Here is a 14,139-nt window from a genome sequence, read left to right as displayed (position 1 = left end):
CGCCGGGGGCCGGACACCGGAAGCCAGGGGCCGGACACCAGAGGCCGAGCGCCGGACGCCGGAAGCCGGGGGCCGGGGGCCGGGGGCGATCGCCGGACGTCGGCCTCCGGACTCCGGGCGCCGGGGGCTGGGGGCTGGGGGCCGGACTCCGAGCGCCGGAGGCCGGGGACGAGCGCCGGACTCCGGGCGCCGGGGGCCGGGGGCCAAGCGCCGGACGCCGGACGCCGAGCACCGAAGGCCAGGGGCCAAGCGCCGGACGCCGGACGCCGAGCACCGAAGGCCAGGGGCCAAGCGCCGGACTCCGGACTTCAAGGGCCGGGGGCCAGGGGCCAAGCGCCGGACTCCGGACTTCAAGGGCCGGGGGCCGAGGGCCCAGCGCCGGGCGACGGGGGCTGGGGGCCGGGCTCCGAGCACCGGACGCCAGGGGCCGATCGCCGGACGCCGAGCGCCGAGCACCGAAGGCTGGGGGCGAGCGCCGGACGCCGGACTCCGGACTCCAAGGGCCGGAGGCCGAGGGCCCAGCGCCGGGCGACGGGGGGCTGGGGGCCGGGCTCCGAGCACCGGACGCCAGGGGCCGAGCACCGGACGCCAGGGGCGAGCGCCGGACGCCGGGCGCCGAGGGCCGGAGGCTGGGGGCCGATCGCCGGACGCCGAGCGCCGAGCACCGGACGCCAGGGGCGAGCGCCGGACGCCGGGCGCCGAGGGCCGGAGGCTGGGGGCCGATCGCCGGACGCCGGACCCGGGCGCCGGGGCCGAGCGTCGGACTCCGGGCGCCGAGCTCCGGACGCCGAGCGCCAGGCTCCGATCCCCACCCTCCGGCAGCCCCCTCCCCACTTCACCCCCACCCCTCCGGCAGCCCACCCCCCCCTACTTCACCCCCACCCGCTGCGGCAGCCCCGCGTTCACGTCCCGCAACTGTCGCCCCCGCTCGCGGCACGCGGCGCACCGGTGCAGGTGCGAGGAGACGGCCGCCGTGTGGCGTCGCACGGAACGGCCCCGCAAAGAGGCCACCACGCGGTCCATGACGTCGGCGCATTCCGCGTCGGCGGGGCTCACGTGGTGGCGTAGATATCCCGCCCGCAACGCCTCTTTGGCCCGGTAGACGAGCGAGGAAGCGGCCGGTGGAGCGATACCGAGCCGTTCGCCGATCTGCCCCGCGCCTTTTCCCTCCAGGGCGAACAGCCTTACGGCGATTCGGCGTTGCTCGGAAAGCCCGAGAAAAGCCTCCCGCGCGCATGCCGCGTCGAAGTACGCGGTCACCCGGCAGCCGTTCTCCGACGCCGGAAGGTCGGGCAATTCGGCGACGGGGAGTTCCCTGTGCCGCCGCGCCGCCGTCCTGGCGGCCGCTCTCCGCACGGAAACCCGCAGATATCCGGGGACGTTGCCGACGGGACCGCGCCCGCCGCGCAGCGCCTGCAAAAGCCCGAGCATCGCATCGGAAACCGCGTCCTCGGCATCGGCCGCACTTCCGCGCGTACAGCCGATGGCACACTGCCGGGCCATCGCCACGTGCCGTTCCCACAGCAAGCGGAATGCCCGCGAATCCCCGGCACGGACCTGTTCGCACAGCTCCGCGTCCTCGACACTCTCGACGTACACGAACTGGCCTTTCGGTGGTGCGGAACGCGCTGTGATCCAGCGTTCCGCGCACCGTCGGAAAGGTTGCGCCACCAAAGTGGACACTTCACACCAAAGGGAGACAACTACCGGCACTTTCGCCCGCCCCGCCGGACATCCCGCCGGACACCCCGCCGATCGCGCCACCCACCACCCCGTCGACCGAAAGCCCCAGCTCGTACGCCAGGATCGCCGCCTGCGTCCGGTTGTCGAGGCCCAGGCGGCGCAGGATCCGCGACACGTACGTCTTCACGCTGGTCAGCGAGAGATGCAGCGTCCCCGCTATCTCCTTGTTGCTCATTCCCGCGCCCACCAGGGCGAGCACCTTCACCTCGCCCGCGCCGAACGACGCGACTTTCCCCGCGAGTTCCGCGACCTCGGGAAGCCGCGCGCGCGGCGCGGGCCGCGAAATCAGTCGCTTCATGACGGAGTACGAGAGAACACTCGCGCCCGCGGCGACGGAACGCACGGACGAGATGATTTCACGCGGCGAGGACGACTTCAGAAGAAGCCCCGACGCACCGGCCTCGAATGCGGCGACGACCGTGTCCGCCGATTCGTGGTCGGTCAGGACGAGCACCCGCGCGGAAGGCGTGGCGCGGGTCAGTTGAATCGTCGCGTCAATTCCGCTGACACCGGGCATGCGCAGATCGAGAAGCACCACGTCGGGCACGAGTTCACGCGCCATGCTCACCGCTTCCGCGCCATCGCTCGCCTCCCCCACGACCACCATGTCGTCGGCCGCGCCGATCAGGGCACGCAGGCCCGCGCGGATCACCGGCTGATCGTCGGCGACGAGTACGCGAACCACGTTCATTCCTGCCTTAATTGAAGCGCCGGTGATCGTGTCATGCGCTTGATAATAACGGGACGACCCGTCAACTCCGGCTTGCGGCTCAGGACTTTCGGCCATGACGAATTGCCGTGACGAGAAGGTAAAGTCCTTTACCGGGAACGGTGTACAGCGCGACGAGCCGGGTGAACGACGTGACAGGCAGACAGAAGGACGGGCCGCGCCCATGAGGAGCGCGACCCGTCGGACCATCCGCCGGACCACCCGGCGGACCACCACCCGGGCCACCCGCGCGGCCGCCCGCGCATGGGCGTCACGAACCCCCGCCGAGCGCACCGCGATCACCGACGTCTCGATCGCGGCCGCCGTCCTCCTGCCCTCCCTCGTCGCCCTGCCCGCGGGCGGCACGCACCTGCTCGGGCTGCGGTTCGCGACGCTGCTGCTCGCCGGGGTCCTGCTGGTGGCGCGCCGCCGCATGCCCTGGCTCGCGCTGCTCGCGGCCTCCGTCGCCACCCTGCTCGACTACTCGTCGCGGCTCACGATGATGGCCGCGTCGTACGCCGTCGCCGTCTACCAGCGCCGGTTCAGGACCTTCGTCCTGCTGCTGCCCGTACTGCTCGGCATCCTGTACTCCCTGGACGTACCGCCCGACGACCGGCTCGACCTGGACGGGCTCGTCGCCTTCACCGCGGACGTCCTGCTGCCCGCGCTGACCGGCCTCGCCGTGCGCCGTCAGCGCAGTTACGGACGGGCCGTGCGGCGCGGCAACCGCATCGTCGACGGGCTCATCGAGAGCACCGCCGACCTCGCGGTCGAACGCGAACGGGCGCGCCTGGCCAGGGATCTGCACGACGGCATCGGACACCAGCTCAGCATCGCCGCGCTCTACGCGGGCGTACTCGAACAACGGGCCGCGGGCGACGAGCGCCTGACCGCGCCGGCCCGCACCGTGCAGGACGCCTGCGCGGGCGCCGCGCACCAGCTCTCCGGAGTGCTCGGCGTGCTGCGCGGCCAGGGCGGCACGGCCGAGCGGACCGACCCGCGCGGATCCGTCACGGAGCTGGTCCACTCGCTGCGCGCGGCCGGAGTCGACGTGCGCTTCGCCAAGGCACGAGGCCCCGCGGTCCCGCTGCCCCACGAGACGGCGCTCACCGTCTTCCGCATCGCCCAGGAGGCGCTCACCAACGCCCTCAAGCACGCGCCGGGCGCCCGCGTCGACGTGACGCTCGACGAGGACGGCACCGGCGACACCCTGACCCTGCGCGTGGTCAACGGTCCGGCCCGCCACCCCAGCTGGGGCGCCCCGTCCAGCGGCCTCGGCCTGCGCGGCATGCGCGAGCGCGCGCGGGCCTGCGGGGCGACACTCGCCACGGGTCCGCTCCCGGAGGGCGGCTTCGCGGTACGACTCGACGTACCGGTTCCCGACCGGCCCGGGGACGGACCTTCCGGCCTGCCCCGGGACCAATCCGCGGACACCCCGGCTCCGAATCAAGGGGAGAAACGGTGAACTGACGGCCGCGCGCCCGCGCGCCCGCCGCTCGACCAGAAGGGCCGCACACATGGTCGCCATGCCCCGCACGCTCGACGGGCGCCTCCGATGAGACCGGCGGAGCGCGCGCACGCCGCCCCGACCCCGCCCCCGCGGTCCGGCCTGGACGAGCACCTGCTGAACGTGGCGCGGGGCGACCAGGACGCCTTCACGCGGGTCTACGACGCGGTGAGCGGCCCGGTCTTCGGCCTGGTCCGCAACGTGCTGCGCGATCCGGCCCAGTCCGAGGAGGTCACCCAGGAGGTCCTCGTCGAGGTCTGGCGGACCGCGGCCCGCTTCCGGCCCGACAAGGGCAGCGCCATGACGTGGGTGATGACCCTGGCGCACCGCCGCGCGGTGGACCGCGTGCGCTCGGCCCAGGCCGCCGCCGAGCGGGAGCACAAGGCCGCGCTGCTCGCGGAGATGCCCGCGTACGACGAGGTGACCGAGACGGTCGAGACGCGCCTGGAGCAGCAGCGGGTGCGGCGCTGTCTGAGCGCGCTCACCAAGCTCCAGCGCGAGTCGGTCACCCTCGCCTACTACCGCGGCCTCACCTACAGCGAGGTGGCCCAGCTCCTGACCCTGCCGCTCGGCACCGTCAAGACCCGCCTGCGCGACGGCCTGATCCGGCTGCGCGACTGCCTGGGGGTGAGCGCGTGAGCACCGCCGACCTGCACACGGCGACCGGAGCGTACGTCCTGCACGCGCTCGCCCCCGCCGAACGCGCCGCCTTCGAGCGCCATCTCGCCGTCTGCGACGCCTGCGCCCAGGAAGTCCGCGAACTGGCCGCCACCGCCGAGCGGCTCGGCCTCGCCGTCTCCGCGGCTCCCCCGCCCCAGCTGCGGGAACAGGTGCTGCGGCAGATCACCACGGTCCGCCAGGAGCCGCCCAGGGTGCCCACGCCGCCGCGGGCCCGCGCCTGGTCCCTGCGCGCGTCGCGGCTGGTGCTCGCCGCCTGTCTCGCCGCGGCCGCGGCCTTCGGCGGCATCGCGGTCTGGCAGCACCAGTCGGCCGAGGACGCGAGGACCCAGGCGCGCAGGGCCGAGCGGCAGGCCGAGCACCGGGCCGCCGAACTGGCCGAGGTGCTCGCGGCGCCCGACGCGCGGACCGTCACCGCCAAGCTCGCCGACGGCGCGCGGGCCACGGTGGTGGTCTCCAAGGGACGCGACCGCGCGGCGTTCCTCGCCTCCGCGCTGCCGGACCTGCCGACGGGCAAGGTGTACCAACTGTGGTTCGACGACGCGGGCAAGATGCGCCCCGCCGGTCTCCTCACGGACTCCGGCGGTACGAACGCCGTACTCATGGAGGGCGCGGTGGACGACGCGTCCGGCATGGGCGTCACCGTCGAACCGTCGGGCGGCTCGCCCGAGCCGACGACGCCCCCGATCGGCCTGATGAAGTTCCCCACCTGACCCTTCTTCTAGGAGCACGGAATTGTCCGTATCGGTCTGCCTGTTCACCGCCGACCTGCGTCTGCACGACAACCCCGTCCTGCACGCCGCGCTACGGGACGCCGACCAGGTCGTCCCGCTGTTCGTCCTGGACGAGGGCATCGCGGCCGCGGGCTTCGCCGCGCCCAACCGGCGCGCGTTCCTCGCCGACTGCCTGGCCGACCTCGACGCCGGGCTGCGCGAGCGCGGCGGGCGGCTCGTGCTGCGGTCCGGCGCCGTCGCGGACGAGGTCGCCGCGGTGGTCTCCCGTACCGGGGCCCGCGCGGTGCACGTGGCGGCGGGGACCAGTGCGTACGCGCGCCGGCGCGAGGAACGGCTGCGGAAGGAGCTCACCGCGCTCGGCGCCGACCTGCGCGTCCACGACGCGGTGATCACCGCGGTCGCGCCGGGCGCCGAAGTCCCGCAGGACCGCGACCACTTCGCGGTCTTCACGCCCTACTTCAGGCGCTGGCAGAACACGGCCGTGCGGCCGGTCGTCGCCGCGCCCCGCGCGGTGTCCGTCCCCGAGGCCGTCGACGGGCAGGACCTCCCCGCGCGCGCGTCCGTGGCCGGGGTGTCGCCGGGACTCGCGGCGGGCGGCGAGCGCGAGGCCCGCCGCCGGACGACGTCGTGGCTGCGCGGCTCCTTGTCCGAGTACGCCGACCAGCAGTCGGACCTGGCCGCCGACGCCACCTCGCACCTCTCCTCGCACCTCCACTTCGGCACGCTCTCCGCCACCGAACTGATCCAGCGCGCGGGCAGGTCACCCGGCCCCGGGAGCGAGGCGTTCGTACGGCAGTTGGCCTGGCGGGACTTCAACCACCAGCTACTCGCGGCCCGTCCGGAGGTCGCGCACGCCGACTACCGCACGCGGCACGACCGTTGGCGCCACGACGAGAAGGAGGCCGAGGCGTGGCGCGAGGGGCGCACCGGCTACCCCGTGATCGACGCGGCGATGCGCCAGTTGCGGCACGAGGGCTGGCTGCCGGGCCGGGCCAGGATGCTGGTGGCGAGCTTCTTCACCAAGACGCTCTACCTGGACTGGCGGACCGGCGCCGCGCACTTCCTCGACCTGCTGGTCGACGGCGACGTCGCCAACAACCAGCTCAACTGGCAGTGGGTGGCGGGCACCGGCACGGACACCCGCCCCAACCGCGTGCTCAACCCCGTCATCCAGGCCAAACGCCATGACCCCGACGGCGATTACGTACGCCGCTGGGTCCCCGAGCTGGCCGACATCGAGGGACCGGCGATCCACGAACCGTGGAAGCTCCAGGGCCTGGAGCGGGCCGCGATCGACTACCCGGACCCTCTGGTGGAACTCCCCGACGGCCTCGCCCGGTTCAAGCAGGCCCGCGACCTGGCGTGACGCACGTGCCGGGAGCGCCGGGAGCGCCGATTGACCCGATCGGGTGAACGACCAAGCCGGACGCCACGCCGCTTCGAATCAAGGGTGTGAGCACACGAGGAGACACCGCGAAGCGGGCCGCGGCGGCCGCACTGGCCGCACTCGGCGGCCTGGTGTCCGGCTACGCGGCCCTCGCGGTCGCGGAGCTGGTCTCGGTGGCGGTCCGGCCGGAGGCGGGCCCGGTCACGGCGGTCGGCGGCGCGGTCATCGACCGCACGCCGGCCCCCGTGAAGGACTGGGCGATCCACCACTTCGGCGAGGACGACAAGCTGGTCCTCCAACTGGGCATCCTCGCCGCACTGGCCCTCTTCGCCGCGGCAGCGGGCGTCCTCGCCCTCCGCCGCCCCCGCAGCGCGTCGCTCGGCGTCCTGCTCTTCGGCGCGGTGGGCGCCCTGGCCGCGACGGCCCGCCCCGACTCCACATCCGCACTGGACGCGCTGCCGTCCCTCGCCGGAGCGGCAACGGGCTCGGCAACGCTGTACTTCCTCAGCACCCGCCTCCCCCCACGCTCCCCGAAGCCAGCCACGCCCTCCACCCCGCCGAACCAGCCACCGCCCGCCACCGCGCTCACGCCCCCGTCCCGTACGCCGACCACCCCCACGCTCCCGCCCGAGGCGTCGACCCCCACCGCCCCCGCGGCCCCCGCGGCCCCGAACCGGACATCGACCGACACCACCCCGACGCCCTCGTCCCCGGCACCGCCCCCTACCGGCCCCACGCCCCCGGACCGGAACCCGACGGCAGACCGGACACAGCCCTCAGCTCCCGCCCCACCCACGCCCCCCGGCCGAACCGCACCCCCCACCGCCCCCAACACCCCGGCCCAGACCCCGCCGACCACCACCCCCACGCCTCCCACCCGAACCTCGCCTTCGGACAGCGCCACGGACCGCACCCGAGCGGGAGACCCCGCCCCGGGGCCGGGACAGGAGCGGACACCGGACTCCGAGCGATCCGCGGCCCCGGACTCGGTCCCGGTCCCGCCCCCGGACCCAGCCCGGGACCAAAACCAGGACCGGGACCAGGGCCGGGACCAGGACCAGGACCGGGACCGAGCACCCACCCCCACCCCCACCGCCACCGCCACCCCCACCCGCCGAACCTTCCTCCTGGCCACCGCAGCCGCGGCCGCCCTCTCCACCGGCGCCTGGCTGGTCGGGCGGCGGCTCAAGGCCGGGACCGCCGCCGAAGCCGAGGCGTCACGGAGCGCGCTCCGGCTCCCCGCGCCCGCCTCACCCGCCCCCGCCCTGCCGCGCGGCGTCGATCTGAAGCTCCCCGGGCTCACGCCGTACACCACGTCCAACGACCGCTTCTACCGCGTCGACACCGCCATCGACGTACCCCGCCTGGACGCGAACCGCTGGCGGCTGCGCGTTCACGGCAAGGGGGTCGACCGTGAACTGAGCCTGGACTTCCAGGACTTGCTCCGCAGAGAGCTCGTCGAGCGGGACATCACCATGACCTGCGTGTCGAACGAGGTCGGCGGCCCCTACGTCGGCTCCGCGCGCTGGCTCGGCGTACGCCTCGCGGACCTCCTGAGGGAGGCCGGGGTGCGGCCGCCGTCCAAGGGCGGCCCCGCCGACCAGCTCGTGGCCCGTTCGGTCGACGGCATGACGATCGGCACCCCGGTGGAGACGGTCATGGACGGCCGCGACGCCCTGCTCGCCGTCGGCATGAACGGCGAGCCGCTCCCCTTCGAGCACGGTTTCCCCGTCCGCATGCTCGTCCCCGGCCTGTACGGCTACGTCTCCGCCTGCAAGTGGATCGAGGACATCGAGCTCACCACCTTCGACGCCTACGACCCCTACTGGGTCGAGCGCGACTGGGCCCGCGAGGCGCCGATCAAGACGCAGTCCCGTATCGATACCCCCAAGCCCTTCGCCCGCCCCGCCCCCGGCCGCGTCACCGTCGCCGGAGTCGCCTGGGCCCAGCACAAGGGCATCGCCCGCGTCGAGGTCAGCGTCGACGACGGCCCCTGGCACGAGGCCCGCCTCGCCGCCGAGGGCCCCCTGGACACCTGGCGTCAGTGGAGCTGGCAGTGGCCCGCCACACCCGGCACCCACACCCTCCACGTCCGCGCGACCGACCGCACCGGCACCGCGCAGACCGCCGAACGCACCCGCACGATGCCCGACGGCGCCTCCGGCAGGCACTCGGTGGTGGTCACCGTGACGTGACGCCGAAGAGAGCCGCGGAAAGACCGCGAACCAACCCCAACACCCCCACCCAGCAAGGAGAAAGACCATGAACACCCCCACTCCCACCCCCGCCCTCCCCCTGCGCCGCATCGCCATCGCCGCAGCCGCCGCACTCGTCCTGCCCCTCTCGCTGACCGCGTGCTCCGACAGCGACAGCGGCAACGACGGCGGGGGCAAGAAGGACAGCGCGGCCGCGGCCACGCCGAACGGGAAGGAGACCTCGTCGGCCGACGCGGCCGCGAAGGACCAGCCGTTCGGCCCGGCCTGCTCCTCCGTGCCCAAGGACGGCGCGGGCAGCTTCGACGGGATGGCGAAGGACCCGGTGGCCACCGCCGCTTCGCACAACCCGGCGCTGTCCACGCTGGTCACCGCGGTGAAGAAGGCGGGCCTCGTCGACACGCTCAACAACGCGAAGGACATCACGGTCTTCGCGCCCACCAACGACGCCTTCGCCAAGATCCCCAAGGCCGACCTGGACAAGGTCCTCGCCGACAAGGAGCAGCTCACCAAGATCCTGACCTACCACGTGGTGGGCCAGAAGCTGACGCCCGAGCAGCTGGAGAAGGGCTCCTACGAGACGCTGGAGAAGAGCAAGCTCAGCACGGCGGGCTCCGGCGAGTCGTACGAGGTCAACAACAGCTCGAAGGTGGTCTGCGGCAACGTCCCGACCGCCAACGCCACGGTCTACATCGTCGACACGGTCCTGATGCCGAAGATGTGACGCCCGGTTCAGCCGGTGCCGGTGCCGGTCAGCACACTGCGCAGATCCAGTTCGCGCCGTACGAGCGCCTGGGCCACCTCGGTGAGGCGCCCGCCGTTCCGTCGGGCGTGGGCGCGCAGGGCCTGACCGGCCTCGGCGATGCCGAGCCCGCCGCCCTCGGCGAGCATGCCGGTGGCCATGTCGACGGTGGCCCGTGCGGAGACGACGGCCTGGACGCGGGTCAGTACGTCGGAGGGCCTGGCCGGGTCGGGCCGGTAGTGGATCAGCGCGACCGTCGCGACGTCGGCGAGCGCCTGGGCGAGCCGCAGCTCGTCGTCCGACAGCCCGTCCGGGTCCCTGAGGAGAAGGGCGAGGACCCCGATGACCTGGTGGTTCACGCGTAGCGGCAGCGCGTGTACGGCCGGGAACCCGGCCCGCGCGGCCAGCGCGGCGAGACGCGCCCAACGGCCCCCCGCGGCCCCGTCCACATCGGCGAGACGGGTGGCGGCGACGGCCAGCCCGGTGCGCAGGCATTCCCGGCAGGGCCCCTCACCGGCCCGCAACCGGAGCCGCTCCATCAGCGCCGCCCCTTCGTCGGACGCGGACATGGTGCGCAGCCCGCCGCGGGCGGTGGCCATCATGATGCCCACCTGGTCGGCGCCCACGATGTCGACGACGTGACCGGCGAGCCGGTCGAGCAGAACGACCGGGTCGAAGTCCTCGGCGAGGGTGTCGGTCAGCCCGACGAACGCCTCGGCGAGCTGTTGTTCGCGGTTCATCCCCGTTCACCGTTCCTCTTCGAATGTGCCGCGGGACCGTCCGTCCGGACGGTCGTCATCGGTGGACGCTTGCCGCTGGAAGGTGAATCTCCGGTCGATGACGCTCTGGGCGGCCTCGGAGACGGTCTGGCCCTGGGCGAACGCGTGCGCCCGCAGGTAGTCCAGAGCCTGCTCCGGGCCGGTGCCCAGCTGGATCATGACCATACCCACGGCCTGATGGACCTCGGTACGGTCGGCCTCAGCGGCTTCCACCCACGACGCTACTCCGCCCCCGTCCGTGTCAGTGGACTCCTGCGAGCCGTTGCCGAGGTTGAGGACGGCGAAGGTCATCGCATCCTTGATCATCATGGCGATGCCGAGGTCACGCCGGGAGAGCGCCCCCACGCTCGCCCGGTACAGATCGAGGGTGCCGATCGCCAGCGCGCCCGACCCCAGCGGCAGCGAGAAGGTGGCGAGTACCCCGAGCTCGACCGCCTGCACGGCGAAGACCGGCCATTTCCGGGCGTCGGGCCCCTGCGTGAGGTCCCCCGCGAGCACCGGCGCGGCCAACTCCAGCGCGCTCTGGCACGGCCCGTCACCCAACGTGTACTGGGCCTCGGCGAGCCGGGCCGCGGTGTCGTCGCTGGCGCACCAGAGGGTGCGTACGGAACTGCCCGCGGTGATCGACACGGAGACACCACTGATCGGCAGCAGCTCCACGCAGGCCCGGCACAGCGCGGCGGGCACCTGTCGCACGTCGACGTCGACCGCGGCGGCCGTGAGGACATCGGTGATCCGCCGCCACTCCGCGGAATCGGACAGCGACTCGGGCTCGGGCTCAGCACCACGGTCATCACCACCAGGGTGCTCGGCTCGCATCACTGTCACCTCCACCCGGCGCGCCCGTCAGGGGGCCATGATCCCCCAGTATCGAACTCCCGCAGCCCGGAACACCCCCACAAGAACGCGCGTTCCCCCCACCTCGCGCCCTACCCCACCGCATTCCATCGTGCCCGCCGGGGCGACACACCGCAGCGCCGTCCGCGCCCAGGGACGGGGCCTCACGCCGACCACGCCCACGCGCCTCTTCCCACCGTCAACTCGGACATGAAAAAACCCCAGGCCACGGCGAGTGAGTCCTGGGGTCAATCCGAGCCGCCTTCGGGATTCGAACCCGAGACCTACGCATTACGAGTTGTCGGATCTTGGTCCAAGCGCGTCCGTGGTGGTCCGGCAGCGGTCGTTCATCGCAGGTCGGACGGGCCGCCGGACGACGGTGGACGATCACGGATACCGACAGATTGAGGGGCTATCGAGACCACGACTGAGACCACATCCTGTACTGCCCTTAGGAGCCTCAGGGGGTTGGCATAGATACGACCGAAGGCAGTGTGCCCCTGCCCCGTTACGCTGGTACGCACCACCTCAGAATGGAGAGTGCGCCGCGGATGGGGCCGAAGACAGCCAAGGTCTACGAGACGATTCGTGCACGGCTCGCGTCAGGCGAGTACGCCCCCGGCGACAAGATGCCCTCGGAGAGAACACTCTCGGAGGAGCTTGGCATCGGCCGGACGGCGCTTCGGCAAGTCCTCGCTCGACTCCTGTCAGAGGGCGCCTTGGAAGTCCGAGGGAGAAGCTCGTACCGGGTCCCCGGAGCGGTGAGCGTCGGGACACCCGAAGGCTTGGAACCATGGGTCATTCACGGTGAGCGCGATCTCTACGACAACCGCTGGGTGAAACTGCAACTCTGGGATGTGGAGCCGCCCGGCGTAGAGCGCTTCGAGCACCACGTGGTGAAGCTCCACCACGTAGCCATCACAGCGGTCTTGGATGATCAGGACCGCGTCCTGATGATGTGGCGGTACCGCTTCGTTCCGCAGCAGTGGGGATGGGAACTTCCGGGCGGCATCGTCGACGAGGACGAAGCCCCTGCGACCACGGCGCTACGGGAGGTCGTGGAGGAGACAGGGTGGCGCCCGAAGTCCGTGGAGCACATCGTCACCTACCAACCCATGGTCGGGATGGTCGACTCGCCTCACGAGATCTTCGTTGGACACGGAGCCGAGCGGGTTGGCGACCCCACTGATCTCGAAGAGGCGGGCCACATCGAGTGGGTCCCTCTGGCCGATATCCCGGGTCTCATGGCTCGCGGTGAGCTGATGGGGTCCGGCACCCTCGTGGCCCTGCTTCACATCCTCGCGAGCCGAAAGAACTCCGGGGTCACAGGCGCTCGCTGAGGAGGTCGACGCGACGGCGCTGCCGCACCGAACCGGTGCGGCTCGCCAGTAGTCGCGCCTTCCGGAGATGGGTGTTCGCGTCGTCGTACTCGGCACGCGCCAGATGAGCCTGGGCAAGGTCAGTGTGGAGTCCGGCTTGGGCACGGACAAAGGTCGGGTCGACTACCTCTAAGGCCCCATACAGACTGCTCACAGCATCGGCATCCCCCAACAGGCCCAGGACGTTGCCTCGCCACCGGGCCAAGTGACCGCCGTTCAGGAAGATGCTCGCCATGTCCGGGTCGCGATCCTCAGCACCCGGCGGGATGCTCGCCATAGCCGCATCAAGCGCGCGTCGGCAGTCGTCCGGCATTCCGGCGTGGGCGCACAGCTCTGCCTCAGCGGCGTACAACCATGCCCTCAAGCGCGCCGATCCGGCTTGTCCCAGGGTGTGTTGAGCATCGCGAACCAGTTCCAGACCTAGAGCAGGTCGACCCGCCTCGCAAAGCACGTACGCCTGCTCCCCCATCGCGTGGGCGAGGTACATCGGAGCCGCCGCGTCGTGCGCTGCTCGCTTGGCAAGTTCGTAGTGCTTCCAGGCCCGTTCGATTGCCCCTGAGTCGATCGCCTGCCATGCGGCGAGCGTCGATGCACCGGCGAGCGCAAGTGCCACGGGGCGGCGCGCGCTCGGGAGTACCGCGAAGTTCAGCGCGTCCTCAAGAGCTGCGAGGTGCCCTGTCATCTGATCCACGAGACCAGCGGCACCCATCTGGCGGTCCATCGTGCGCAGTAGCTCGGTCTGGTCATTGAACGCCTTCACCATGGATTCCCCGACGCTGTGGGCTGAGTCGATCCTGCTCAGCAGGTCGTCGTACCCATCGGCTGTGGGTGAAGCAATCGAAGGCGGGCCGCTCCTCAACTCCGCGTCGGTGACCCCGAGAAGCTGCCGCAGGACCGTCGCGTAGCGGTCCGAGATGGTGCGCTTGCCGTTTTCCCACTCAGAGACGTACACGCGCAGGCTCGCGGTCGAAGCGACATCGGTCACGTGCCGCTTGGCGTACTGCTCAATCTCGCGAACCAGTCGCTCCTGAGACCAGCCCTGCGCCGTTCGCGCGCTCCGAAGTCCTGCACTCACAGGCCACCGCCCGGCAGTAGGTCCATTCACTGACTCCCCCAGCATGCCTCACATCGCCGCAGGTCAACAGGGGTTAACAGAACGGGAGTTAAGAGCTGTTGGCTACCGAACCCCCTCCCCGAAGCGGTCTTCTGTAGGTGCACCGCAGGGGGCAAACGCCACTCGATCCGGCGAAGCCCCTTGACTCTGGTGCGCACCAGTTGCATGCTTCTGGTGCGCACCAGATGACGGACTTGCTCCGGCGGTGGTGCGCAACCAGGAGCCCCGCGTTGGACGGGGGGAGGGTGCCGGACAGTCGCCGCCGAAAGGTGGCGTCCCTTGTCAGTCCGGACGGTCTGTCTCACCTGAGACGGGGC

General features: G+C 72.1%; 12 protein-coding genes. 7 read left to right on the top strand and 5 right to left on the bottom strand.

Annotated elements, in window-relative coordinates; all coding sequences use genetic code 11:
* Positions 1-867: 867 nt before the first annotated feature.
* Together KY5_RS22355 and KY5_RS22350 are read right to left on the bottom strand one after the other, a co-directional pair.
* Positions 868-1,599 (bottom strand): RNA polymerase sigma factor, encoded by a 732-nt coding sequence (locus tag KY5_RS22355; RefSeq protein ID WP_098243926.1) that lies wholly within the window; start codon positions 1,597-1,599, stop codon positions 868-870.
* An 85-nt stretch (positions 1,600-1,684) separates the two neighbouring features.
* Positions 1,685-2,530, bottom strand: a complete 846-nt coding sequence (locus KY5_RS22350; RefSeq protein WP_234362811.1) for a response regulator — start codon at positions 2,528-2,530, stop codon at positions 1,685-1,687.
* 106 nt (positions 2,531-2,636) lie between these two features.
* Between KY5_RS22350 and KY5_RS22345 the strand changes: the two genes are divergently transcribed.
* The 6 genes from KY5_RS22345 to KY5_RS22315 all read left to right on the top strand — a co-directional run bounded on the left by KY5_RS22345 (position 2,637) and on the right by KY5_RS22315 (position 9,695).
* Positions 2,637-3,917, top strand: coding sequence for a sensor histidine kinase (locus tag KY5_RS22345; protein ID WP_159072584.1), 1,281 nt, complete (start codon positions 2,637-2,639; stop codon positions 3,915-3,917).
* A gap of 90 nt (positions 3,918-4,007) precedes the next feature.
* A complete protein-coding gene (locus KY5_RS22340) occupies positions 4,008-4,598 on the top strand; it encodes a sigma-70 family RNA polymerase sigma factor (RefSeq protein ID WP_098243924.1) in 591 nt (196 codons plus the stop codon).
* Positions 4,595-5,350, top strand: coding sequence for an anti-sigma factor (locus KY5_RS22335; RefSeq protein WP_098243923.1), 756 nt, complete (start codon positions 4,595-4,597; stop codon positions 5,348-5,350). The genes KY5_RS22340 and KY5_RS22335 overlap by 4 nt, the downstream gene beginning before the upstream one ends.
* Before the next feature lie 22 nt (positions 5,351-5,372).
* On the top strand, positions 5,373-6,737 hold the full coding sequence (locus tag KY5_RS22330) for a cryptochrome/photolyase family protein (protein ID WP_098243922.1): 1,365 nt from the start codon (positions 5,373-5,375) through the stop codon (positions 6,735-6,737).
* An 86-nt stretch (positions 6,738-6,823) separates the two neighbouring features.
* The gene (locus KY5_RS41475; protein ID WP_234362810.1) at positions 6,824-8,953 is read left to right on the top strand and encodes a molybdopterin-dependent oxidoreductase; all 2,130 of its coding nucleotides are present in this window, start codon (positions 6,824-6,826) and stop codon (positions 8,951-8,953) included.
* Between the two features lie 67 nt (positions 8,954-9,020).
* Positions 9,021-9,695, top strand: a complete 675-nt coding sequence (locus tag KY5_RS22315; protein WP_098243920.1) for a fasciclin domain-containing protein — start codon at positions 9,021-9,023, stop codon at positions 9,693-9,695.
* A gap of 8 nt (positions 9,696-9,703) precedes the next feature.
* On the opposite strand, the gene KY5_RS22310 is transcribed toward KY5_RS22315, so the two are convergent.
* Together KY5_RS22310 and KY5_RS22305 are read right to left on the bottom strand one after the other, a co-directional pair.
* Positions 9,704-10,453 (bottom strand): GAF and ANTAR domain-containing protein, encoded by a 750-nt coding sequence (locus KY5_RS22310; protein ID WP_098243919.1) that lies wholly within the window; start codon positions 10,451-10,453, stop codon positions 9,704-9,706.
* Between the two features lie 6 nt (positions 10,454-10,459).
* Entirely contained in the window at positions 10,460-11,311 is an 852-nt protein-coding gene (locus KY5_RS22305) for a GAF and ANTAR domain-containing protein (RefSeq protein ID WP_098243918.1), read from the bottom strand.
* A gap of 569 nt (positions 11,312-11,880) precedes the next feature.
* Here KY5_RS22305 and KY5_RS22300 point away from each other — a divergent pair.
* Positions 11,881-12,669, top strand: coding sequence for an NUDIX domain-containing protein (locus KY5_RS22300; protein ID WP_098243917.1), 789 nt, complete (start codon positions 11,881-11,883; stop codon positions 12,667-12,669).
* Here the strand turns inward: KY5_RS22300 and KY5_RS22295 are convergent.
* Complete coding sequence (locus KY5_RS22295) at positions 12,653-13,660, bottom strand: regulator (protein WP_098247404.1); 1,008 nt, start codon at positions 13,658-13,660, stop codon at positions 12,653-12,655. The genes KY5_RS22300 and KY5_RS22295 overlap by 17 nt on opposite strands.
* Positions 13,661-14,139 lie beyond the last annotated feature (479 nt).

Source organism: Streptomyces formicae, from assembly GCF_002556545.1.
GTDB classification, from domain to species: Bacteria; Actinomycetota; Actinomycetes; order Streptomycetales; family Streptomycetaceae; genus Streptomyces; species Streptomyces formicae_A.
This window is presented reverse-complemented; position numbering and strand designations above follow the sequence as displayed.

What these genes read in the sequence shown, in the direction of transcription:
- KY5_RS22350 (WP_234362811.1), bottom strand. Translation starts at nt 2,530, where the DNA reads ATGGCCGAAAGTCCTGAGCCGCAAGCCGGAGTTGACGGGTCGTCCCGT.
- KY5_RS22345 (WP_159072584.1), top strand. Translation starts at nt 2,637, where the DNA reads ATGAGGAGCGCGACCCGTCGGACCATCCGCCGGACCACCCGGCGGACC.
- KY5_RS22340 (WP_098243924.1), top strand. Translation starts at nt 4,008, where the DNA reads ATGAGACCGGCGGAGCGCGCGCACGCCGCCCCGACCCCGCCCCCGCGG.
- KY5_RS22315 (WP_098243920.1), top strand. Translation starts at nt 9,021, where the DNA reads ATGAACACCCCCACTCCCACCCCCGCCCTCCCCCTGCGCCGCATCGCC.
- KY5_RS22310 (WP_098243919.1), bottom strand. Translation starts at nt 10,453, where the DNA reads ATGAACCGCGAACAACAGCTCGCCGAGGCGTTCGTCGGGCTGACCGAC.
- KY5_RS22305 (WP_098243918.1), bottom strand. Translation starts at nt 11,311, where the DNA reads ATGCGAGCCGAGCACCCTGGTGGTGATGACCGTGGTGCTGAGCCCGAG.
- KY5_RS22300 (WP_098243917.1), top strand. Translation starts at nt 11,881, where the DNA reads ATGGGGCCGAAGACAGCCAAGGTCTACGAGACGATTCGTGCACGGCTC.